Raw genomic sequence first — 22438 nt, 5'->3', positions numbered from 1 at the left:
AGGTCACGTCCCATGGTCATGGTCACGAAGGCTCCACCCCGTCCCGCCCCCGCCCGCAGAGCGCTCCACCTGCTGCTCGCCTCCGGTGTCACCGCCGTCTCGCTCGTGGCCGTCCCCGGTACCGCCGCCGCGGCGGACGACAAGCGGCCCGCGAGGAACACGCTCACCGTCGCCGTCTCGCAGAGCATCGACTCGCTGAGCCCGTTCCTCGCGCAGAAGCTCACCTCGACCAGCATCCACCGGCTGGCCTACGAGTACCTCACCAACTACGACGCGAAGGACGCCCGTCCGATCCCGGGCCTGGCGACCGCGTGGACCTCCTCGCCGGACAAGCTGACGTGGACGTACACGATCCGCGAGGACTCGACCTGGTCCGACGGGAAGCCGGCCACCGCGGAGGACGCGGCCTGGACCTTCAACAAGATGATGACCGACCCGAACGCCGCCACCGCCAACGGCAGCTTCACGGCCAACTTCGCCGAGGTCACCGCGCCCGACCCGCGGACGCTCGTCATCCGCCTGAAGAAGCCCCAGGCGACGATGACGGCGCTCGACGTGCCGATCGTGCCCAAGCACGTCTGGGAGAAGGTCGGCGACTTCTCGAAGTTCAACAACGACAAGCAGTTCCCCATCGTGGGCAACGGGCCGTTCGTCGTCACGGACTTCAAGGTCGACCAGTACATCAAGCTCGAACCGAACAAGAAGTTCTGGCGGGGCGCACCGAAGTTCGACGAGCTGGTGTTCAAGTACTACAAGGACGGTGACGCCGCCGTCGCCGCCCTCCAGAAGGGCGAGGTGTCCTTCGTACCGAACCTGACGCCCGCCCAGGCCGCCGCGCTCAAGACGCAGAAGGACATCAAGGTCAACGACGCCCCCGGCCGCCGCTTCTTCGCCATCGCCACCAACCCGGGCGCGAGGGCCAAGGACGGGAAGACGTTCGGCAACGGCCACAAGGCGCTGCTCGACCCGGCGGTGCGCAGGGCGCTCTTCCTCGCCGTCGACCGGACGACCATCGTCGACAAGGTCTTCCAGGGCCACGCCGTCGAGGGCGAGGGCTACATCCCGCCGCGCTTCGGCTCGTACTTCTGGAAGCCGGAGGGCGCACAGAAGCGGGCCTACGACCCCGTCGAGGCGGCGAAGGTCCTCGACGCGGCCGGCTACCGGAAGAACGCCGAGGGCAAGCGGGTCGGCAAGGACGGCAAGCCGCTGGACTTCCGCATCCTGTGCCACGCCACCGACCCGAACGACAAGGCGATCGGCAAGTACCTCCAGGAGTGGTGGGGCAAGCTCGGCATCGGTCTGAAGGTCGAGTGCCTGGACAGCGTCTCCGATCCTTGGGTCAAGGGCGACTACGACCTCGCCTTCGACGGCTGGTCGGTCAACCCCGACCCGGACTACGTCCTGTCGATCCACACCTGCGGCACGCTCCCCGCGACGCCGAAGGACTCCGGGGCCACCGACAACTTCATCTGCGACAAGGAGTTCGACGGGCTCTACGCGCAGCAGTCGGTGGAGTACGACGCCGCCAAGCGGGCGGATCTGGTGAAGCGGATGCAGTCCCGGCTGTACGACACGGGGTACATGAACGTCATGGCCTATCCGAACGCCCTCGAGGCGTACCGCACGGACCAGATCGCGTCCATCACGACCATGCCCGAGGCCGCCGGAAACCTGTGGGGGCAGGACGGCTACTGGAGCTGGTGGTCGGCCACGCCCGCGGCCAGGGCCGCCGGCTCCGACAGCGGCTCGTCCACCGGGGTGATCGTCGGCATCGGCGCCGCCGTGGTGGTCGTGGTCGGCGTCGGCATCGTCCTCGGTCTGCGCCGCCGCTCCACCGCCGACGACCGCGAGTAGGACGTGACGACGGCAAGCACCGCCGCCGACGTGCCGCGGGCCGAGAAGGCCCGCGTCACGGACGGCGCACCCCGCACCGGTTCCTCCCTCGGCTACCTCCGCCACGCGGCGGGGAAGCTGGGCGGCGCGCTCGTCTCGCTCTTCGCCGTTCTCGTCACCAGCTTCTTCCTCTTCCGGATCATCCCCGGTGACCCGGTGAAGGCGATGACGCACGGCGTGCCCACCACGGCCGAACAACTCGCGACGCTCCGGCGTCAGTTCGGCCTCGATCTGCCGTTGTGGCAGCAGTTCACCGACTACTGCGCCAAGGCGCTGAGCGGTGACCTCGGCACCTCGTTCCAGTTCCGCACCCCCGTCGGGGAGCTGATCGCGGAGAAGCTTCCGGCGACCCTGCTGCTCACCGGCGTCGCCGTGGTGATCTACTCGGCGCTCGGGCTCTGGCTCGGCACCCGCTCGGCCTGGCGCCACGGCGGACTCGGCGACAAGCTGAACACCGGGATCGCGCTGACCCTGTGGTCGGTGCCCTCGTTCTGGCTCGGGCTGCTGCTCATCATCGTGTTCTCCGTCGGCATGGGGCCGATCCCGGGGCTCTTCCCGACCGGCGGCATGGAGTCGGGGACCGGCGAGACCGGTTTCGCGTACGTCCTCGACGTCGCCCACCATCTGGTGCTGCCCGTCGTCACGCTCGTGGCGGTCGGCTACGCGCAGACCCTGCTCGTGATGCGTTCCTCGCTGCTCGACGAGATGGGCGGCGACTATCTGACCACCGCGCGGGCGAAGGGGCTGCGCGACGACGCCGTGCGGCGCCGGCACGCCGTGCCGAACGCGCTCCTGCCGACCGTCACCATGATCTTCATCAATCTGGGCCATGTGGCGGCCGGGTCGATCCTGGTGGAGACGGTGTTCTCCTGGCCGGGGCTCGGCGGGCTGTTCTACCAGGCGCTCAGCGTGCCGGACCTGCCGCTCGTGCAGGGCCTGTTCGTGGTGTTCGCCGGAGCGATGATCCTGATGAACCTGATCGCCGACCTGCTCTATCCGCTGCTCGACCCCCGGGTGGGCCGATGACCTCCACGCAACCGACGGCCCCGTCGGCGTCATCACTGGTATGGGAACGCCGCCGGCGCTCGGTGACCCGCTTCTGGAAGGCGTACCGCACCCACCGCGCCGGCCTCTACGGCCTCGCCGCCCTCACGCTGATCGTGCTGCTCGCCCTCACCGCCCCGCTGCTCGTCGGCGCCGACGTGCAGTCGGTGACGAAGGCCACCGGCGCGGCCCTGGAGGCTCCGAGCATGGAATTCCCCCTGGGCACCGACCAGTTCGGGCGTTCGCTGCTCGGTCTGCTGATCTGGGGAGCACGGATCTCGCTGCTCGTCGGTCTGCTCGCGGCGGCCCTCTCGGTCGCCATCGGCACCCTGGTGGGGATCGTCGCCGGACATTACGGCGGCTGGTTCTCGACCGTCGTCATGCGGATCACCGACTGGTTCCTGGTGATGCCGACCCTGGTCCTCGCGATCGTGCTCGCCACCGTCATGTCCCGTTCGATGTGGACGGTGGTCCTGGCGATCGGCGTGACCTCCTGGCCGACCACCGCCCGCCTGGTGCGGGCGCAGACGATCGCGGTCGAGTCCCGCCCGTACATCGAGCGGGCGACCGCGCTCGGCGGCGGCCACGGGCACGTCATGAGCCGGCATGTGCTGCCGAACGTGATGCCGCTGGTGCTCGCCCAGACCACGCTCGGCATCTCCACCGCCATCCTCACCGAGGCGACCCTCGCCTTCCTCGGGCTCGGTGATCCGACGGTGGTCTCCTGGGGCGGGATGCTCCAGGACGCGCGCGAGGCGGGCGCGGTCTCCTCCGGGCACTGGTGGTACCTGGCCCCGCCCGGCATCGCCATCGCCCTGGTCGCGCTGGCGTTCACCCTGTGCGGCCGCGCGGTCGAGTCCGTGCTCAACCCGAAGCTGGGGGTGGGGCGATGAGCCTCCTCGACGTACGGGACCTGTGGGTGACGTACGGCTCGGGCGCGTCCGCCGTGCCTGCCGTACGCGGGGTCGACCTGACCCTGGAGGCGGGCAGCAAGCTGGGGGTGGCGGGCGAGTCCGGCTGCGGCAAGTCCACGCTGGCGCTCGCGCTGCTGCGGCTCCTGCCGGCCTCGGCGCGGATCGAGGGCCGGATCCTGCTCGACGGCGACGACGTCCTCACCATGACGTGGGGGCGGCTCCGGGCCGTGCGCTGGGCGGGCACGTCGATCGTCTTCCAGGGCGCGATGCACTCGCTCAACGCGGTGCACCGGGTCGGGGACCAGATCGCGGAGCCGCTGCTCGTCCACGGCCACGCGACCCCGGCGGCCGCCCGCAGGCGCGCCGGGGAACTCCTCGAACACGTCGGGCTGCCCGCCGCGCGGGCGGCCGCCTATCCGCACGAGCTGTCCGGCGGGCAGCGGCAGCGCGTGATGATCGCGATGGCCCTGGCCTGCGATCCCCGGCTGATCGTCGCGGACGAGCCGACGACCGCGCTCGACGTGATGATCCAGGCGCAGATCCTGCGGCTGATCGAGCGGCTCGTCGCCGAGCAGTCCATCAGCCTCCTGATGATCAGCCACGACCTGGCGGTCCTCGCCGACACCTGCGACCGGCTGGCCGTGATGTACGCGGGGCGGGTCGTCGAGGAGGGGCCGGCGCGGGCGGTGTACGAGGCCGCCGAGCACCCGTACGGACGCGCGCTGTCCTCGGCGTTCCCGCGCGTCGGGGACCTCGCGTCCCGGCGGGCGCCGCGCGGCCTGCCGGGTGACCCGCCGGATCCGGCGGACCTGCCCGGCGGCTGCGCCTTCCATCCGCGCTGCCCGGTGGCGGTGGCCGGCTGCGGGGAGCTCGACCAGGAACTGCGGCAGGCGGGCGCCGGTCACCGGGCCGCCTGCGTCCATGTGGGGAGCACGTCATGAGTACGGAGACATCCGCGAGGCCGCTGCTGTCGGCGCGCGGGCTGCACGTCGCCTTCCCGGGGCGGCGGGGCGCGCCGACCGCGCGCGCGGTCGACGGGGTGGACCTGGACATCGGCGCGGGCGAGATCGTGGCCCTCGTCGGGGAGTCGGGCTGCGGAAAGACGACGCTCGCGCGCTCGTTGCTCGGCCTTGTCCGGCCCACGTCGGGGACGGTCGCCTTCGACGGGCAGCCGCTCGGGTATTCGTCCGGGGCCCTCAAGGCCTACCGGCGGCGGGCGCAGCTGGTCCTCCAGGACCCGAGCGGTTCGCTGAACCCCCGGCACACCGTGTACGACGCGGTGGCGGAGGGGCTGCGGATCCACGGGGTCCACCGATCGGGGCTCGACGAGCGGGAGGCGGTCGCTGGGGCCCTCGCGCGGGCCGGGCTTCGCCCGCCTGAGCGGTTCTTCCTGCGTTATCCGCACGAGCTGTCCGGCGGGCAGCGGCAGCGGGTGGTCATCGCGGGCGCGCTGGTCCTGGAGCCCGAGCTCATCGTCGCGGACGAGCCGGTGGCCTCCCTCGACGCGTCCGTGCGGGGCGAGATCCTGGCGCTGCTGCTGCGCCTGCGGGACGAACTCGGCCTGTCGGCCCTGATGGTGACGCACGATCTGGGGCTCGCGTGGAACATCGCGGACCGGGTGGCGGTGATGTACCTGGGCCGGGTCGTGGAGACCGGCACGGTGGAGTCCGTACTGACCCGGCCGCAGCACCCGTACACCCGGGCGCTGCTTTCGGTGCTCCCGGAGTCCGGGGGCGCGCCGGTGGTGCTGACCGGTGAGCCCCCGGACCCGTCCCGCATCCCTTCCGGCTGCCGCTTCCACGTCCGCTGTCAGGTCCTCGCGTCGGGCGAGGCGGCGGCGGTCGCGGACAGCTGCCGGGGTGAGGGGCTGCCGGTCCTGGGTGGCGGCGGGGCACAGGAGGTGGCCTGCCACTGGGTGCGGCGGCAGGCCGTGGTCTGAGCCGTCCGGCTCAGTGGCCGCCGGGCTTCGCGGCGGGCCAGGCCGCCGAGTCCGCCGTGTCGGCCGCGTCGGCCATGTCCGCCGGGTCAGCCGGGCCTGCCGAGTCCGCCGGGCCCGCCGGGCCTGCCGAGTCCGCCGGGCCCGCCGGGTCAGCCGAGCCCGCCGGGTCCGCAGCGTCAGCCGGCTTCGCGGGCTTCGCCCCGCCGTTCGTGGGCGGCGCCTTCGGCAGGATCTCGCAGGAGCTGATGGACGTCCGGGTGGAGACCGACTTCACCGTGCAGGTGTCCTTGCCGACACCGGCGTCCACGGAGCCCCAGTGCGGGCCGACGGTCAGGACCGCGCCGCCGGGGCCGCTGATCCGGTCGTTCCCGGGTCCGGCCTGGATGAGGCCGCCGGACTCGGGGCCGAGGCCCGCCGCCTCGATCTCGTCGTCCTCGCTGCCGCCGAGGACCCGGCCGGAGAAGTCGATCGTGCCGACCTTGATGGTGTCGATGCCGTCGTTGCCGGTGACGATGCCACCGCCCCGGTTGAACTTGCCGGGCGCGCCGGTGACCGAACCGGTGGTGATCTTGTCGTTGCCGTCGTCGCCGTGGACGACCGCGCCGTGCGTCGCGCCGTCGCCGGCGACGGTGGCGACCTTGATGATGTCGTTGCCCCTGTTGCCCCGGACCATGCTGGAGGCGTTCTGGGGCACGAGGTGCTTGGCGCGGATGACGTCGTCGCCCTCGCCGCCCATCACGGCCGAGTCGATGACCAGGCCGCGTACCTCGATCATGTCGTTCCCGTCGCCGCCCCAGACGGTGACGTTCTCCAGGTCGCTGTCGCAGAAGATGTGGTCGTCGCCCTTGGTGCCGTTCACGATCTCACCGGGCGGGGCGGAGACGCCGTTCACCCAGCACTGGTGCATCGGTACCCGGACGGCTGGCGGTGCGGACGCCTCGGCGGGCGCGCCGGCGAGCGTGGCGGCGGCCGCTCCGGCGAGCAGCGCGGTGAACGCGGCGGAGCCTCGCAGGGCCTTGTGGCGCTTGCTGCGGCGGGGCGGTGGCGTGGCGGACATACGGCTCTCCTCTGCTGGGGCGGTTCTGTGGACACGGCGTCCGGGGTGCTCGTACGCGGACGGGTCGTCGCGCCCGTCGTCATACGTGGTGGTCGGTGCACAGGGGTCGGTGGTGTTCGGTGCACAGGGGCGGTGGTGGTCGGCGCTCAGGCGGCCGTGCGGGCGGGCTGGAACGGCGGCGAATAGCCCACGATGCGGCGGGTGCCGAGGCTCGGCTGGGGCGAGACCGGGGCGTTCGTCCACCGGCCGAGGCACATCTCGGCGGTGATCCCGGGGCCGAAACCGGCGAGGATGCCCCGCGCGCCCTCGGGCTGCCCGCCCTCGTCGAAGAGGCGGCGGACGGCGTCGAGGACCACGGCGCTGGCGATGTTGCCGTACTCCGTCAGCGTGGCGCGGCTGAACCGGAAGGCCTCCGGGGGCACTTCGAGGAAGCGGCTCAGGTCGTCGAGGATGCGCGGCCCGCCGGCGTGGATGATGTAGAAGTCCAGCTCTCCGGCGTCCCAGCCGTGTGCTCCCGCGATCTCGCGGAGCGCCGGGGCCAGCGGCTCCATCGTGGTGGGCACCCGCTTGTCGAGGAGGAAGTGGAAGCCGGTGGCGCGGACGCTGTAGGCGATCCAGTCCTCGGTGTCGGGCACGAGGTGGGAGCTGTTGCGCTCCAGGGCGATCCCGGTGCCGCCCCGGCCGCGCACCACGGCGGCGGCGACGGCGTCTCCGAAGAGGCCGTTGGAGAGCAGCGAGCCGACCCCGAGGTCGGTGGGCTGGTAGCAGAGCGAGCAGAACTCGCAGGCCACGATGAGGACGTTGGCGTCGGGGTAGGCGGTGCAGAAGTCGTGCGCCCGGTTGATCGCCGCTCCACCGGCGGCGCAGCCGAGCTGTGCGATGGGGACCTGGCGGGTGTGGCTGGGGAAGCCCATGGTGTTGATCAGCCAGGCGGTCAGCGAGGGCATCATGAAGCCCGTGCACGACACGTAGACGATCATGTCGATGTCCGCCGGGCGCAGCGCCGCGTTGTCCAGTGCCTCCCGGACGACCGCGGGGACCCGCGCCTTGGCCTCCCGCTCGTAGCGGATGTTGCGTTCCTCGAAGCCGGGGTGCTTCAGGGTCTCCTCGATGGGCTGGACGATGTGCCGCCGGGTCACCCCGGTGTTGCCGATCAGGCGCAGCGCCAGGGCCAGTTGGGGATGCCCCTCATGGTGTGAGCGGGCGAGGTCGAGGGTTTCCTCCATCGTGATCACGTGCTCGGGCACGGACACTGCGGGCTTGCACAAAGTCACCACGACACTCGCTCCTTCGTCTCGTTCGCGTGAACTGCGCCCACACTCACCCGGTGATCGCGACCCCGCAACCGCGAACGCGACCGGACGTTTACGCTGAGTGAGGGTCCGGGCCGCTGTGGGGTGCTCCGTCCGGGGGGCAGTCGACGCTCGGCGTATCGCTGCCGTCCACCGCCGGGAACAGCCACCACATGACCCCCGAGACGACCACCGAACCCGCGCCGCCCCCGCCCGCCCGTACCTGGGCCGTCGACGACCTCCCCGCCCTCGCCTTCGACCCGCTGCTCACCGAGCTCCTCGACAAGGAGCCCGTCGCCCGCATCCGGCTGCCGTTCACCGCGGAGAACGAGGCCTGGCTGGTGACGCGGTACGAGGACGTGCGCGCGGTGACCTCCGACCCCCGGTTCAGCCGGACGGCGCTGCTCGACCAGCAGGTCACCAAGATGACCGGCCACATGGTGGCCTCGAAGGCCGCCCTCAACTACGCCGATCCGCCGTACCACACCCAGCTGCGCAAGGCGGTGACCAAGGCCTTCACCGGACAGAGCACCAAACGGCTGCGGCCGCTGGCCCAGGCGAGCGCCGACCGCTTCCTGGACGCGATGGAGGCGGCCGGCCGGCCCGCCGACCTGATGAAGCACCTGCACGGCCCGCTGCCGATGGCGGTGGTGTGCGACCTGCTCGGCGTCCCCGAGGAGGACCGGGCGGAGCTTGCCTCCTGGCCCGACCTCATCCTGTCGTCGGGCCCCGGCCCCGAGAGCAGCCGGGCCGCGAAGGCCCAGATCCACGGCTACATCACCCGGCTGCTCGACCGGCGGCGCGCCGAGCCGCAGGACGATCTGGCGGGGGCGCTCGCGGAGTCCCTCGCGGAGGGCAGGATCAACGCCGACGAGGCCGTCTCGCTGGCCATGGCGATCCTGATCAGCGGCGCCCACGCGGTACGGAACAACAGCGCCAACATGGTGTACGTGCTCCTCACCCGGCCGGAGCTCGCGGACCGGCTGCGCGCCGAGCCGGAGCTGCTCCCGCAGGCCGTGGACGAGCTGCTGCGCTGGATCCCGCACCGCAACGGCGTCGGGCTGCCGCGGATCGCGACGGAGGACGTCGAGATCGGCGGGGTGACCATCCGGGCGGGTGAGGCGGTGTACGCCTCCTACCTCGCGGCCAACCGCGACCCGGAGGCCTTCGAGGACCCGCACACCCTCGACTTCGACCGCGAGGGCATCGGGCACGTGTCCTTCGGGCACGGGCCGCACCACTGCATGGGCGCGATGCTCACCCGCATGGAGTCCGAGGTCATGCTGTCGACGCTGCTGCGGCGCTATCCGGGGCTGCGTCTCGCGGGGAGCCCCGAGGACGTGGTGTGGCAGTCGAAGGGGCTGATCCGCGGCCCGAAGGAACTCCTCGTCACCTGGTGAAGGGCGGTACCGCCGAGCGGGCGCCCTCCGGCCGGAGGGCGCCCGCTCGGTCGCGTGAGTCTCAGACCGTCGGGTGGTGCTCCCGGTCGTACGCCTCGGTCAGCTCCCGGCAGCGCTTCACGTCGCCCGCCATCGCCTGGAGCAGGTCGTCCAGGGTGTCGAACTTGAGCATCCCGCGTACGTACTCCAGGAAGTCCACGGCCACGTGCAGCCCGTACAGGTCGAGGCCCTCGCGGTCGATCGCGTACGCCTCCACCGTCCGCTCCGTGCCGTCGAACTGCGGGTTCGTGCCGACCGAGATGGCCGCCGGCATCCGCTCCCCCGCGGCCGTCAGCCAGCCCGCGTAGACGCCGTCCGCCGGGATCGCGGTGTGCGGGAGGGTCTCGACGTTGGCCGTGGGGAAGCCGAGCTCGCGGCCGCGCTGCGCGCCGCGGACCACGATGCCCTCGACCCGGTGCGGTCGGCCCAGGATCTCGGCCGCCCCGGTCAGGTCGCCCTCGCCGACGAGCCGGCGGGTGAGGGTCGAGGAGAAGGGCTGCCCGCCGCCTGCGGTGCCGCTGACGTACAGGTCGATGACCTCGACCTCGTAGTCGTAGGTGGCGCCGAGCTCGGTCAGGAAGGCGACGTTCCCGGCGGCGCGGTGCCCGAAGCGGAAGTTGGGGCCCTCGATGACGGCCTTGGCGTGCAGCTTGTCGACGAGGACCTTGACGATGAAGTCGGCCGGGGACAGCTGGGAGAACTCGGCGGTGAACGGCAGCACGAGCACCGCGTCCACACCGAGGCCGGCCATCAGCTCGGCACGCCGGTGGTGCGGGGCGAGCAGCGGCGGATGGCTGCCCGGCCGTACGACCTCGGAGGGGTGCGGGTCGAAGGTGACCACGACGGACGGCACGCCGAGCTCACGGGCGCGCTCGACGGCCCGCCCGATGATCAGCTGGTGCCCGCGGTGCACACCGTCGTAGGAGCCGATGGTGACGACGCTGCGTCCCCAGTCCTGGGGAATGTCCTCCAAGCCACGCCAGCGCTGCACTGTGACCGCTCCTCGTCCGCCTGTTCGCCGATTACGCAGGTCTAAGACTGCCATGCCCACGGCCGTCGGCTCGCATCGGCATGGAAGTGCCGTGGTCCCGCAGCGCCTGGAGGCTGTCGGGACCGAGCAGCGGCACCCAGTCGGCGGGGGCGGCGACCGTCCACCGGGCGATCAGCACGGCGAACGGTGGCCGGGCCCGGGCGAGTCCCGCGAGGGCCGCGTCGAGCCGCCGCGCGCCTTCGGGGGTACGGGCCCACAGGGCGCCGACCCGGTGCGTGAGCTCCCTTGTACGCGGCTCGCTGCGGCGCTCCGCGCCCTCGGCCGCGGCCGTCAGGAGGGCGTCCAGGACGGTGAACTCCCCCGTCTCGGCCTCGTACCGCTCGTGTTCGAGGAGTACGTCGAGCAGCTCGGCCCGCAGATGGCGGGAGGCGCCGGTGCCGGGGGCGGCGAGGACGGGCGCGAGGGCGCGGCGGACCGGGGCGGGGCGGCCCCGGATGAGCCCGGCGACCAGCGGGAAGAGGACTGCTCGCGCCGCCGGGCCGTCCTCGAAGCGGCGGTCGACGAAGTCGGCGACGTGCCCGGCGCCCTCGGGGTGGCGGGCGACGTAGTCGCGGACGAGGGCGGCGACCCGGCGGGCGAGTGCGGGCGTGTCGACCTCCGCGAGGGCGCGCAGCACGGCGGCCGGGGCCTCGCCCGTGCCGTGCAGCCGGTCCCGGAGGGCGGCGAGCACGGGCCCGGGGTCGGCCGCCAGCGCTTCGACGAGGGCGGCGGCGGGCACCCGGGGTTCGGCGAGGGCGCGGGGCAGATGGCGGGCGCGGGTGTGCGGGTCGCGGATCAGGAGGGCGAGGGCGGCGCCGTGGAGGGCCTGGTCGCCGGGGCGGGCGAGCAGGGCGAGGGCGGCGTAGCGGAGGAGTTCGCGGTCGGCGGATGTGGTGGCGTGACCGGCGACGAGGTGGCCGTACGTGGCGGCGGCGACGCGCCGCTCCGGGCGTCCGTCGTCGTGGGCCCACCGGTCGACGGCCCGGCAGACGGCGGCGGGCTCGTCCTCGGCGAGGGCGGCGAGGAGGCCCTCGGCGAGGGGGTGGGCGGTGGCGACGAGCGCCTCGCACAGGTCGTCGACGGCGAGGGCCCGATGGGTGTGCAGCAGGGCCTGGGCGGCGGTGGCGACGGTCGCGTGCGGGGCGGCGGGAAGAGGGCGGTCGTCGCCGAACCAGCGGCAGAGGAGCGGCTGGACGCCCCGGGGGTCGGCGGCGAGCATCCCCGCGACGGCGTCGAGACTCCGCTCGCCGCCGGTCTCCCGGGCGGGCGGCGGGTCGGCGGGCACGAGCCGCCGCAGCAGGTCGATCCGCTCGTCCTCCCCGAGCGGAAGCCCCTGCCAGAACTCCGGCCCGAACGCGGCGAACACGACGTGCCGCTCGGCCAGGCCCCCGATCCGGTCGGCGAGCAGCCGCAGAGCGGGCAGATACGGCCGGGGGTCGGGCAACCGACGCACGCTCTCCCTGAACAACCGCGAGGCCCACCAGGGCCCGTCGTCCCGGGCGCCTCGGTCCTCCTCCGCGAACCGGCCCAGGGCCTCCACGAGCACGGCGAGGCGGGGGGCGAGGGCGGCCGGGCCGCGCTCGTGGTGGAGCAGCAGCAGCGACTGGAGCACCGGGCCGATGCGGTGACGCGGCACCGGCGGCGCCGCGGCCGGCGGGCGCGGGGACGTCGCCCCGTCGTGGGTCCGCTGCGGGGGAACGGCGGCGAGCGCGCGGTGCCGGCCCGTGCCGGGCGCGACGGGGGCGGGCGCGGTCGGGTTGCCCGGCCCTTCCGGCGCCGGGGCGGCGGGGCCGGGGAGGAGAAGCGCGTGCAGGGCCCCGTCCAGGTCCAGGTGCGCCGCCTGCACCCAGTCCGCGAGTTCCTCGTGGGCGAAGCGGTAGCCGGAGCCCGCGGGGACGAGCAGGCCCTCGGTGAGGACGGCCGAGGCCCAGCCGTCCCGCCAGGGGAAGAGCTCCTCGAAGGAGGGCCGGTCGAGGACGCCGTGCCCCGGGCCGAGGCACCGCCGGGCCGCCTCGTGGACCTGGCCGGTGACGCGCGCGGCGAGCCGGCGTACGGCGGCCCCCCGGACGAGTGGCCGGGAGCCCGCCGCGATCCGGACGGCGATCCGCAGGCACAGGAGGTCCAGGTAGGCGGTGAAGATCTCCTCGCGGCCGGGCCGCCCCGGCACGTCGCCGGGCAGCGCGGCCCGTACCTCCGCGAGCAGCCGCAGCGCGAGCGGGTGGCGGGCGTCGGCCTCGGCGAGGTCCTTCTCCCGGAGGCCGTACCCCTCGCGTACGGCCCGTGCCTCCGTCGCGGTGTACGGGCCGAGGACGAGGGCGGCGGGTGTTCCGTCCTCGGCACCGGTCGCGGGCCGGTGCGGCGCGCCCGGGGTGTAGAGGGCGCCGGCCAGTTCCCAGTGCTCGGGCCGGCAGGCGGTGACGAGCCGGACGTGGTGGGCGCGGAGCCAGTCCTCGGTGGCCGCCGTCCAGTCGGCGAGCCGGTGGGCGAGGAGCGGCGGCATCTCCTCGGGGCCGTCGAGGACGACGAGGAGCGGGCGGCCCGCCTCGTGGGCGAGGGCGGCGGCCCGTTCCGGGGTGGCGGCCGTGGTGTCGCCGAGCGCCCCGGAGGCGGCGACGATACGGCCCGCCTGGTGCAGGGCGCGGCCGACTGCGTCGGCCACCGAGCGGTCCTCGTCGCGCAGGTCGGCGCCGCGCAGCCGCACGGTGGGGGCCGGTGCGACGCCCTGGGCGCGGCGGGCGCAGAGGGCGGCGAGGGCCGTGGTGCGGCCGGTGCCGGGGGCGCCGACGAGCGCGAGGACCGGGGCGTCTCCTGCGGTGAACCGGGCGAACTCACGGACGCACTCGGGGCGTTCGACCGGCTCGGGCCAGTGCTCGGCCTCCCGTACGGGTCCGGTGGAGGTGGCGGTGAGCTCCAGGATCCCGGCGAGGTTGAGGTCGGGCCCGTAGGCGGGGACGGTCGCCGCGTTGCGCTGGAGGAGGGCGGTCAGGGGGCCTTCGGGCCGGAGCGATGCCACGAGGGGCACCGCGTATCCGGCGGCTTTCCGGTGGCCGTGCAGGGCGGTGCCGAGGACGGCGAGGACGGTGCCGGTGGTGGTGTCGAGGACGGGGCCGCCGGCGGCGTCTCCGCCGAGCCTGAGGGCCTCCGCGCCCTCGGTGCCGATGGCGAGTTCGAGGGCGTCGGCGAGGGCGTGGAAGCGGTCCGCGGCGGCGTACGTGACGGTGGCGGGACCGAGCACCCGCGCCTCGCGCCAGCCGTGGGCGGCGATCCGTACGTACGTGCCGGGTTCGATCTCGGGGCGGGTCGCGAGCGGCAGCGGGCGGACACCGAGTCCTTCGGTCCGTACGAGGGCGAGGCCGCTCTCCGGCAGGGCTGTGACGGCCTCGGCCTCGGCGAGCCAGCTCCGGTCGCCGGGGGCGTGCAGGAGGACACGGCTGAGCCCGTCGACGGCTTCGTGACTGGTGACGACCGTTCCGTGGTGGTCGGCGAGGAAACCGGTGCCGCGCGCCCGGCCCGCCAGATCGCAGATCCGTACCAGCGTCGCCAGGTCCCCGCGTCCCATGGTGACGACGGTAGGTGGCCGTGATCACTCGGAGGCGCAGGAGGGCCGAACACGCCCCCTGGCGCTCCCCCGTTCACTCCGAGCGCCTCCCCGAAGGGGTGATTCTTCGGAGTTCCGCCGGACATGCTCTGCCGGGGGAACGACGTGGGGCGGGCACGCGCGCGTGCCCGCCCCACAGAAGCGTCGAAGCCGGTCGGTTCAGCCGAAGACGGCGAGGCTCTTGGCCTTGCCCCGCTGGTCCTCGACCAGCGCGAGCAGCTTCCCTTCAGGGCCGAAGACGGCGACCGGTCCCGCCGGGTACGCCGGCATCTCCAGACGGACGCCGTTGAGCAGCAGCCCGGCCCGCTTCTCGTCGACGTCCCACCGGGGGAACGCCGCCGTGGCCGCGTCGGCGACCGGCATGACCGTGAGCTCCTCCTGGAGCTGGTCGAGCGTCTTCGCCGAGTCCAGCTTGTACGGGCCGACCCGGGTGCGGCGCAGCGCGGTCAGGTGCCCGCCCACGCCGAGTCCGGCGCCGAGGTCCCGGGCGAGCGCCCGGATGTACGTACCGGAGGAGCAGACGACGGAGACGACCAGGTCGACGACGGGGGTGCCGTCCTCGGCGGTGGCCTCACGGACGTCGTACACCCGGAAGGAGGAGACGGTGACCGGACGGGCCGGGATCTCGAACTCCTCGCCGCCGCGTACGCGCGCGTACGACCGCTTGCCGTCGATCTTGATCGCGGAGACCTTCGACGGCACCTGCATGATCGCGCCGGTCAGCTCGGCGACGCCCGCGTCGATTCCTTCGCGGGTGACCTTCGAAGCGTCGACCGACGCCGTGATCTCGCCCTCCGCGTCATCGGTGATCGTCGTCTGGCCCAGGCGGATGGTGCCCAGGTACTCCTTCTCGGTCAGCGCGAGGTGACCGAGGAGCTTGGTCGCCCGCTCCACGCCGAGGACGAGGACGCCGGTGGCCATGGGGTCGAGCGTGCCGGCGTGGCCGACGCGGCGGGTCTTCGCGATCCCGCGCATCTTGGCCACGACGTCGTGCGAGGTGAAGCCCGACGGCTTGTCGACGATGACAAGTCCGTCGGGAGTCTTTGCTGCGTTGCTCATTCGGCGGCTTCGTCCTCGCCCGGCTTCTTGTAGGGGTCGGCCTCGCCCGCGAAGGTGGCGCCCGAGGACGCCTCCCGCACCTGGGCGTCGATGGCCCGCGCCTTGTCGAGGAGGTTCTCGATCGTCTTCGCGTTCTCCGGGAGGGCGTCGGCCACGAAGGCCAGCGTCGGGGTGAACTTGGTCCCGGCCGCCCGGCCGACGGCCGAACGGAGGATGCCCTTGGCGCTCTCCAGGCCCGCCGCGGCGCTCGCCCGCTCCTCGTCGTCGCCGTAGACCGTGTAGAAGACCGTGGCCTCCCGCAGGTCGCCGGTGACGCGGGTGTCCGTGATGGTCACGTGCGTACCCAGGCGGGGGTCCTTGATGCCGCGCTGCAGCTTCTCGGCGACCACCTCCCGGATGAGGTCTGCCAGCTTCTTCGCCCGCGCGTTGTCGGCCACTGGTCCTTCTCCTTCTTCGCCTTGCTCAAATCAGTCTTCATCAGTGTGGAGCCTGCGTCGCACCGACAGCAGCTCCACCTCGGGGCGGGCTGCGACGAGCCGTTCGCACCGGTCCAGTACGTCGCTGAGGTGCCCCGAGTCCCCCGACACCATCGCGACGCCGATCTCGGCCCGCCGATGGAGGTTCTGGCCGCTGACCTCCGCCACGCTCACCGCGAACTTCCGCTGGAGCTCGGCCACGATCGGCTTGACGACGGAGCGCTTCTCCTTCAACGAACGTACGTCGCCGAGGAGCAGATCGAAGGACAGTGTCCCCACATACATGTGTGTCCGGATGTCCCGCCGGTTCGGGTTCGGTGTGCCCGCCGACGACTCGGCGGGGACACCGGAAACCGTACACGCAACGGCCGGGGCCGATCGACGGAATACTTTCCGCCGACCGGCCCCGGCTCACTGCTGCGATCGAACCGATCAGGCGCGCGGCTTCTCGCGCATCTCGTACGTCGCGATGACGTCGTCGATCTTGATGTCGTTGAAGTTTCCGAGGTTGATACCGCCCTCGAAGCCTTCGCGGATCTCGGTGACGTCGTCCTTGAAGCGGCGCAGACCGTGGATCGTGAGGTCCTCGGCGATGACCTTGCCGTCGCGGACGAGGCGCGCCTTGGTGTTGCGCTTGACCTCGCCGGAGCGGATGAGGACACCGGCGATGTTGCCCAGCTTGGACGAGCGGAAGACCTCGCGGATCTCCGCCGTACCGAGCTCGACCTCTTCGTACTCCGGCTTGAGGAGACCCTTCAGGGCCGCCTCGATCTCCTCGATGGCCTGGTAGATCACCGAGTAGTACCGGACGTCGACGCCCTCGCGCTCCGCCATCTGCGCGGCACGGCCGGCCGCACGGACGTTGTAGCCGATGACGATGGCGTCGGAGCCCATGGCCAGGTCGATGTCCGACTCGGTGACCGCACCCACACCGCGGTGCAGGACACGGATGTCGACCTCTTCGCCGACGTCGAGCTGGAGCAGCGAGGCTTCGAGGGCCTCGACCGCACCGGACGCGTCGCCCTTGATGATGAGGTTGAGTTCCTGGACCAGACCGGCCTTGAGCACCTTGTCGAGGTCCTCGAGGGACACCCGGCGGACGCGCTTGGCGAAGGCGGCGTTGCGCTCACGCGCAGCGCGCTTCTCGGCGATCTGACGGGCCGTACGGTCCTCGTCGACAACCAGGAGGTTGTCGCCGGCACCCGGCACGTTGGTGAGACCGAGCACCAGGACGGGAGTCGACGGGGTCGCCTCCTCGACGTTGTTGCCCTTGTCGTCGAGCATCGCCCGGACACGGCCGTACGCGTCGCCGACCACCACGGTGTCGCCGATGCGCAGCGTTCCGCGCTGGACCAGGACGGTCGAGACGGCACCACGACCACGGTCGAGGTGGGACTCGATCGCAATACCCTGCGCGTCCTGGTTCGGGTTGGCCCGCAGGTCGAGCGAGGCGTCCGCGGTGAGGACCACGGCCTCCAGCAGGGAGTCGATGTGCAGACCCTGCTTGGCGGAGATGTCGACGAACATCGTGTCGCCGCCGTACTCCTCGGCCACCAGACCGAACTCGGTCAGCTGACCACGGACCTTGGTCGGGTCCGCGCCCTCGACGTCGATCTTGTTGACCGCGACGACGATCGGGACGCCGGCGGCCTTGGCGTGGTTGAGCGCCTCGATCGTCTGCGGCATGACGCCGTCGTTGGCCGCGACCACGAGGATCGCGATGTCGGTCGACTTCGCACCACGGGCACGCATGGCGGTGAACGCCTCGTGACCCGGGGTGTCGATGAAGGTGATGCGACGCTCTTCGCCGTTGACCTCGGTACCCACCTGGTAGGCACCGATGTGCTGGGTGATGCCACCGGCCTCGCCCGCGACGACGTTCGTCTTGCGGATCGCGTCGAGCAGTCGGGTCTTACCGTGGTCGACGTGACCCATGACGGTGACGACCGGCGGACGGGAGACCAGAGCCTCTTCGCCGCCCTCGTCCTCGCCGAACTCGATGTCGAAGGACTCGAGGAGCTCGCGGTCCTCTTCCTCCGGCGAGACGATCTGAACGGCGTAGTTCATCTCCTCGCCGAGCATCGTCAGCGTGTCGTCGGAGACGGACTGCGTCGCCGTGACCATCTCGCCGAGGTTCATCATCACCGCGACGAGCGACGCCGGGTTGGCGCCGATCTTCTCGGCGAAGTCGGTGAGGGACGCACCGCGCGACAGGCGAATGACCTCGCCGCCACCGCGGGGAAGCATCACGCCGCCCACGGACGGGGCCTGCATGGCCTCGTACTCCTGGCGCCTCTGACGCTTCGACTTGCGACCGCGACGCGCGGGACCGCCGGGGCGACCGAAGGCGCCCTGCGTGCCACCACGTCCACCCGGACCGCCGGGACGGCCACCGAAGCCACCGGGACGACCGCCGAAGCCGCCGCCACCGCCGCCGGGACCACCCGGACGACCGCCGCCGCCACCACCGGGACCACCGGGACGGCCGGCGAAGCCGCCACCGCCACCGCCGGGACCGGCCGGACGACCGGCGAAGCCGGGACGACCGCCGCCGCCACCGCCGGGACCGCTCGGACGGCCACCGGGGCCACCGGGGCCACGGCCACCGCCGCCAGGACCGGGACGCGGGCCGGCAGCGGGACGCTGCGGCATCATGCCCGGGTTGGGACGGTTACCGCCGGGCGCGCCGCCCGGACGGGGAGACTGCGGACGAGGCATGCCACCGGGGGTCGGACGAGCGCCGCCCTGACCCTGCGGACGCGGAGCGCCGCCGGGGCCACCCTGCGGACGCGGGGCGCCCGGAGCGGCACCGGGGCCGCCGGGACGGGGAGCGCCGCCACCGGGACGGGGCGTCTGCGGACGCGCCATGCCGGTGGAGCCACCCGAGGTGAAGGGGTTGTTGCCGGGACGGGGACCGGCCGGACGGGCACCGCCCGGACGGGGGGCACCCTGACCCTGCGGACGCGGGGCACCCTGGCCCTGCGGACGCGGCGCGCCCTGACCCGGACGGGCGGGACGCTCGGGACGCTCGCCGGTGGGGCGAGGACCCGCGGCGGCGCCACCGGGACGCTGACCGGCGGCGGGAGCCGCCGGGGGCGCGGTGAACTCCGGGGCGGCCGGAGCCGGCGTGACCGGCTTCGGCGCGGGCTTCGGGCCCGGGCGGGGGCCCGAGGCGGCCGGAGCCGTGGAGGGGGTGCTGCTCGCGGCGGGCGCGGCCGGAGTGACCGGGGCCGGCGCCGCAGGCGCGGCGGGGGCCGGCTTGGGGGCCGGGGCGCCGGGCTTCGGAGCAGCGGGACGTGCCGCGGCGGCCGGAGACGGCGCCGCGGGGGAGGGCGCCGCCTTGCGGGGCGCGCCGGGCTTGGCAGGGGACTTGCCGGCGTTGCCACCGGGGCCCTGCAAAGCGTCAGTCAACTTGCGCACGACCGGCGCCTCGATCGTCGAGGACGCCGAACGGACGAATTCACCGAGTTCTTGGAGCTTGGCCATGACGACCTTGCTCTCCACACCGAACTCCTTGGCGAGTTCGTATACCCGGACCTTAGCCACTTTGCTCCTTTGTGAGGTCCGGTTACCGCCGGACCGTCGCTACTTCATGGGCGTACTCATCGCGTACTCATCGAGTGCTCATCGCAATCTCGACCTACTTCCAACTCGCGAGGTACCTGACCGCACGGTGTTCCGTGCCGTACTTCTTCACTGCTGTGCCGACCGCTCGACGTGCTGACGCAGTACCGCCGTGTCGAGCGGGCCCTGGGCCCTGAAGGCCCTCGGAAACGCCCGGCGGCGGACCGCCAGGTCGAGACAGACCACGGCGGGGTGCAGGTACGCACCCCGGCCGGGCAGCGTACCGCGATGATCGGGAACGCACTCGTCCTTACTCACCACGATCCGCAGTAGATCGCTCTTGGCCGCTCGCTCCCGGCAACCCAGACAGGTTCGCTCAGGGCACGCGCGGGCCTGCGTCCGGCCAGACACGCTTAAGTCTACCTCCCCGTACCGACCTCACCTGTTTGGGGCAAGAATCGAACAGTTGTTGGCCAAAAACGGTCTCAGTCCTCCGGACCGTCCGGCTCCGTGTCCGGCCGGATGTCGATCCGCCAGCCGGTCAGACGGGCGGCCAGGCGGGCGTTCTGCCCCTCCTTGCCGATCGCGAGCGACAGCTGGTAGTCCGGCACCGTCACCCGCGCGGAGCGGGCGGCCATGTCGACGATCTCGACCCTGGAGACCCGCGCCGGGGAGAGCGCGTTCGCCACCATCTCGGCCGGGTCGTCCGACCAGTCGACGATGTCGATCTTCTCGCCGAGCAGCTCCGCCATCACGTTACGGACGCGGCTGCCCATCGGGCCGATGCAGGCGCCCTTGGGGTTGAGGCCCGAACGGGTGGAGCGGACGGCGATCTTGGTGCGGTGACCGGCCTCACGGGCGATGGCCGAGATCTCGACCGAGCCGTCGGCGATCTCCGGCACCTCGAGGGCGAAGAGCTTCTTGACCAGATTGGGATGCGTGCGCGAAAGGGTGACGGACGGACCGCGGACACCCTTCGCCACCCGGACGACGTACGTCCGCAGCCGCAGACCGTGCGTGTAGTCCTCGCCCGGCACCTGCTCCTGCACCGGGAGGATGGCCTCCAGCTTGTCGTCCAGGCGGACCAGGACGTTCTTCGGGTCCTTGCCCTGCTGCACCACACCGGCGACGACATCGCCCTCGCGGCGCGCGTACTCACCGAACGTCACGTCGTTCTCGGCGTCCCGCAGCCGCTGCTGGATCACCTGGCGGGCGGTGCTCGCCGCGATCCGGCCGAAGTCGGACGGGGTGTCGTCGAAGTCCTTGGGCTCCTGGCCCTCCTCCAGATCGGAGGGGTCTTCCTTCGCCCACACCGTCACGTGACCGGAGGCCCGGTCCAGCTCCACGCGCGCGTGGCGGCGGGCGTCGGGGGTGCGGTGGTAGGCGATGAGGAGGGCCGACTCGATCGCCTCGACCAGCAGGTCGAAGGAGATCTCCTTCTCATTCGCCAAGCCCTTGAGCAGCTTCACGTCGATGTCCACGGCTACGCCTCCTCTTCCTTCTTGTCCTTGCGGCTGAACTCGATCTCGACACGCGCCTTGACCACATCGGCGAACTCGACCCGGCGGGCGGTGGGCTTGCGCCCCTTCACGCCCGGCACTTCGAGGTCGAGGCCGCTCTCGTCCACGGCCAGGATCCGCGCGACCAGCTCTTCGGAGGCGCCGTCGGCGGTCAGCTGGAGCTTGACCAGCCGGCCGGTGGCACGCTCGTAGTGGCGGGCCTGCGTCAGGGGGCGGTCGGCGCCGGGCGAGCTGACTTCGAGGACGTACTCGCCCTCGCCCATCGCGTCGGTCTCGTCGAGCTTCTCGGAGATCGCGCGGCTCAGCTCGGCACAGGCGTCCAGCTCCACGCCCTCGTCCGAATCCACGACGATCCGCAGCAGTCCGCGGCGGCCGGCCCGGGAGACCTCGATCTCTTCCAGATCCAGGCCCTTCGCGTGGACCAGCGGCTCCACGAGTCCGCGCAGCCTGTCGCTCTGGGTGGTGCTCATCCGGGTGACTCCTCGGCCGCGTGTGCTGTTGTGTGTTCGTCGCGTGTCAGACCAAAGGGTATCCGGTCCCGGAGGGTGTTGCCGTCCACCGGCCCGGGGCCCGCGGGTACGCTCGCCTGCGGTGATCCGACGATCTTCGACGACATACCACGGCTGAGGGAGAGAGCGTGACGACGACGGGCAGGCGCGCACTCCTGACGGCGGGGGTTTCGGCCGCCGCCACGGTGGCCCTGGCGGGCTGTACCTCCGAGGCTCCGGGCCCCCGGAAGCCGAGCGCGGCCGAACTGGAGGCCGAACGGGTGGCGCGCGCCGAGACGGCGCTGCGGCTCCGCTCCGTGACCGCCTCCCGGACCCTCCTCGAACGGTACGACGCGGTGCTCGCCGCCCACCCCGCCCTGGCGCCCCGGCTGACCCCGCTGCGGCGCTCGGTGGCGGCGCACGCGCAGGCCCTCGGCGAGGGAGGCACGACGGTACGACCGGCGACGGCCTCGCCGACCGCCGCCGCGACCTCTGTGGCCCCGTCCCCCTCTCCCGTACCCGTCACGGCGGACCCCCGGGCGGTGCTCGTGGAACTCGCGGCGGCCGAGCGGACAGCCTCCGACGCGCACACCGCCGCCCTGCTCACCGCCCCGCCCGAGTACGCCCGGCTGCTCGCCTCCGTGGCCGCGGCCGGCGCCGCGCACGCCTATCTGCTGACCGAAGGAGCACGGGCATGAGCGCCCTCGACGCGACCCAGGCCGCGCTGGCCGCCGAGCACGCGGCGGTGTACGGGTACGGAGTCGTCGGCGGCCGGATCGGCGGCGAGCGCCGGGCCGAGGCCATCGCCGCGTACGAGGCCCACCGGGCACGCCGGGACGCGCTGCGCAGGACCGTGGGCGACCTCGGCGGGGCGCCGGTGGTGGCGGAGGCCGCGTACGCGCTGCCGTTCCCGGTCGCGGATCCGGCCGGCGCCGTGCGGCTCGCGGCCGTCCTCGAGGACCGGGTGGCCTGGGTCTACTCCGACCTGGTGCGGGCCTCCCAGGGCCCGCAGCGGCGTGAGGCGGCCGCCGCGCTCAGGGAGGCAGCGGTACGGGCCGTCCGCTGGCGCGGCAGCGACGTAACCTTTCCTGGGCTCGCCGAGCGGGTGTGAGCCCGCCCCGACCG

The 22438-nt window shown here is 72.8% G+C and carries 19 protein-coding genes; 8 read left to right on the top strand and 11 right to left on the bottom strand.

The genetic code is table 11. From position 1 onward, the window contains the following. Positions 1 to 18: 18 nt before the first annotated feature. The 5 genes from ACIRB7_RS32550 to ACIRB7_RS32530 are packed head-to-tail and all read left to right on the top strand — an operon-like array spanning position 19 to position 5790. Complete coding sequence (locus ACIRB7_RS32550) at positions 19 to 1854, top strand: ABC transporter substrate-binding protein (RefSeq protein ID WP_403606153.1); 1836 nt, start codon at positions 19 to 21, stop codon at positions 1852 to 1854. A gap of 3 nt (positions 1855 to 1857) precedes the next feature. Continuing rightward, complete coding sequence (locus tag ACIRB7_RS32545) at positions 1858 to 2919, top strand: ABC transporter permease (RefSeq protein ID WP_403606096.1); 1062 nt, start codon at positions 1858 to 1860, stop codon at positions 2917 to 2919. Continuing rightward, a complete protein-coding gene (locus tag ACIRB7_RS32540) occupies positions 2916 to 3830 on the top strand; it encodes an ABC transporter permease (protein ID WP_403606093.1) in 915 nt (304 codons plus the stop codon). The genes ACIRB7_RS32545 and ACIRB7_RS32540 overlap by 4 nt, the downstream gene beginning before the upstream one ends. Beyond that, positions 3827 to 4792 carry an ABC transporter ATP-binding protein gene (locus tag ACIRB7_RS32535; RefSeq protein ID WP_403606090.1) on the top strand — a complete coding sequence of 322 codons (966 nt, stop codon included), beginning with the start codon at positions 3827 to 3829 and terminating at the stop codon, positions 4790 to 4792. Before ACIRB7_RS32540 ends, ACIRB7_RS32535 begins: the two co-directional genes overlap by 4 nt. Next, on the top strand, positions 4789 to 5790 hold the full coding sequence (locus tag ACIRB7_RS32530; protein ID WP_403606087.1) for an ABC transporter ATP-binding protein: 1002 nt from the start codon (positions 4789 to 4791) through the stop codon (positions 5788 to 5790). The genes ACIRB7_RS32535 and ACIRB7_RS32530 overlap by 4 nt, the downstream gene beginning before the upstream one ends. Positions 5791 to 5800: 10 nt before the next feature. Here ACIRB7_RS32530 and ACIRB7_RS32525 read toward each other — a convergent pair whose 3' ends face one another. Both ACIRB7_RS32525 and ACIRB7_RS32520 read right to left on the bottom strand, forming a co-directional pair. After that, on the bottom strand, positions 5801 to 6847 hold the full coding sequence (locus ACIRB7_RS32525) for a hypothetical protein (protein ID WP_403606084.1): 1047 nt from the start codon (positions 6845 to 6847) through the stop codon (positions 5801 to 5803). Positions 6848 to 6993: 146 nt separating this feature from the next. Beyond that, positions 6994 to 8280 carry a type III polyketide synthase gene (locus tag ACIRB7_RS32520; protein ID WP_403606150.1) on the bottom strand — a complete coding sequence of 429 codons (1287 nt, stop codon included), beginning with the start codon at positions 8278 to 8280 and terminating at the stop codon, positions 6994 to 6996. 32 nt (positions 8281 to 8312) lie between these two features. On the opposite strand from ACIRB7_RS32520, the gene ACIRB7_RS32515 reads away from it, so the two are divergent. Next, positions 8313 to 9539, top strand: coding sequence for a cytochrome P450 (locus tag ACIRB7_RS32515; RefSeq protein ID WP_403606081.1), 1227 nt, complete (start codon positions 8313 to 8315; stop codon positions 9537 to 9539). A 61-nt stretch (positions 9540 to 9600) separates the two neighbouring features. On the opposite strand, the gene ACIRB7_RS32510 is transcribed toward ACIRB7_RS32515, so the two are convergent. The 9 genes from ACIRB7_RS32510 to rimP all read right to left on the bottom strand — a co-directional run bounded on the left by ACIRB7_RS32510 (position 9601) and on the right by rimP (position 21295). After that, positions 9601 to 10569, bottom strand: a complete 969-nt coding sequence (locus ACIRB7_RS32510; RefSeq protein ID WP_403606078.1) for a bifunctional riboflavin kinase/FAD synthetase — start codon at positions 10567 to 10569, stop codon at positions 9601 to 9603. A gap of 31 nt (positions 10570 to 10600) precedes the next feature. After that, positions 10601 to 14167: a trypsin-like peptidase domain-containing protein gene (locus ACIRB7_RS32505; RefSeq protein WP_403606075.1), complete on the bottom strand. Its 3567-nt coding sequence runs from the start codon at positions 14165 to 14167 to the stop codon at positions 10601 to 10603. A 198-nt stretch (positions 14168 to 14365) separates the two neighbouring features. Beyond that, positions 14366 to 15265, bottom strand: a complete 900-nt coding sequence (gene truB, locus ACIRB7_RS32500) for a tRNA pseudouridine(55) synthase TruB (protein ID WP_403606072.1) — start codon at positions 15263 to 15265, stop codon at positions 14366 to 14368. Beyond that, positions 15262 to 15702, bottom strand: coding sequence for a 30S ribosome-binding factor RbfA (gene rbfA, locus ACIRB7_RS32495; RefSeq protein ID WP_403606069.1), 441 nt, complete (start codon positions 15700 to 15702; stop codon positions 15262 to 15264). The genes truB and rbfA overlap by 4 nt, the downstream gene beginning before the upstream one ends. 30 nt (positions 15703 to 15732) lie before the next feature. Then, positions 15733 to 16026: a DUF503 domain-containing protein gene (locus ACIRB7_RS32490; RefSeq protein WP_403606066.1), complete on the bottom strand. Its 294-nt coding sequence runs from the start codon at positions 16024 to 16026 to the stop codon at positions 15733 to 15735. 147 nt (positions 16027 to 16173) lie between these two features. Next, positions 16174 to 19287: a translation initiation factor IF-2 gene (gene infB, locus ACIRB7_RS32485; protein WP_403606063.1), complete on the bottom strand. Its 3114-nt coding sequence runs from the start codon at positions 19285 to 19287 to the stop codon at positions 16174 to 16176. 147 nt (positions 19288 to 19434) lie between these two features. Next, complete coding sequence (locus tag ACIRB7_RS32480) at positions 19435 to 19716, bottom strand: YlxR family protein (RefSeq protein ID WP_403606060.1); 282 nt, start codon at positions 19714 to 19716, stop codon at positions 19435 to 19437. 74 nt (positions 19717 to 19790) lie between these two features. Beyond that, positions 19791 to 20786, bottom strand: coding sequence for a transcription termination factor NusA (gene nusA, locus ACIRB7_RS32475; protein ID WP_351217294.1), 996 nt, complete (start codon positions 20784 to 20786; stop codon positions 19791 to 19793). Positions 20787 to 20788: 2 nt separating this feature from the next. Then, positions 20789 to 21295, bottom strand: coding sequence for a ribosome maturation factor RimP (rimP, locus tag ACIRB7_RS32470; RefSeq protein ID WP_403606057.1), 507 nt, complete (start codon positions 21293 to 21295; stop codon positions 20789 to 20791). A 167-nt stretch (positions 21296 to 21462) separates the two neighbouring features. Here rimP and ACIRB7_RS32465 point away from each other — a divergent pair, with 167 nt between their 5' ends. Both ACIRB7_RS32465 and ACIRB7_RS32460 read left to right on the top strand, forming a co-directional pair. Beyond that, positions 21463 to 22011: a hypothetical protein gene (locus tag ACIRB7_RS32465; RefSeq protein WP_403606054.1), complete on the top strand. Its 549-nt coding sequence runs from the start codon at positions 21463 to 21465 to the stop codon at positions 22009 to 22011. Then, a complete protein-coding gene (locus tag ACIRB7_RS32460; protein WP_403606051.1) occupies positions 22008 to 22424 on the top strand; it encodes a ferritin-like domain-containing protein in 417 nt (138 codons plus the stop codon). The genes ACIRB7_RS32465 and ACIRB7_RS32460 overlap by 4 nt, the downstream gene beginning before the upstream one ends. Positions 22425 to 22438: the final 14 nt, after the last annotated feature.

It is taken from the genome of Streptomyces sp. NPDC093795, assembly GCF_044764665.1.
Taxonomy (GTDB): domain Bacteria; phylum Actinomycetota; class Actinomycetes; order Streptomycetales; family Streptomycetaceae; genus Streptomyces.
The sequence above is the reverse complement of the archived record's forward strand: the minus strand, read 5'-3'. Positions and strand labels throughout refer to the sequence as shown.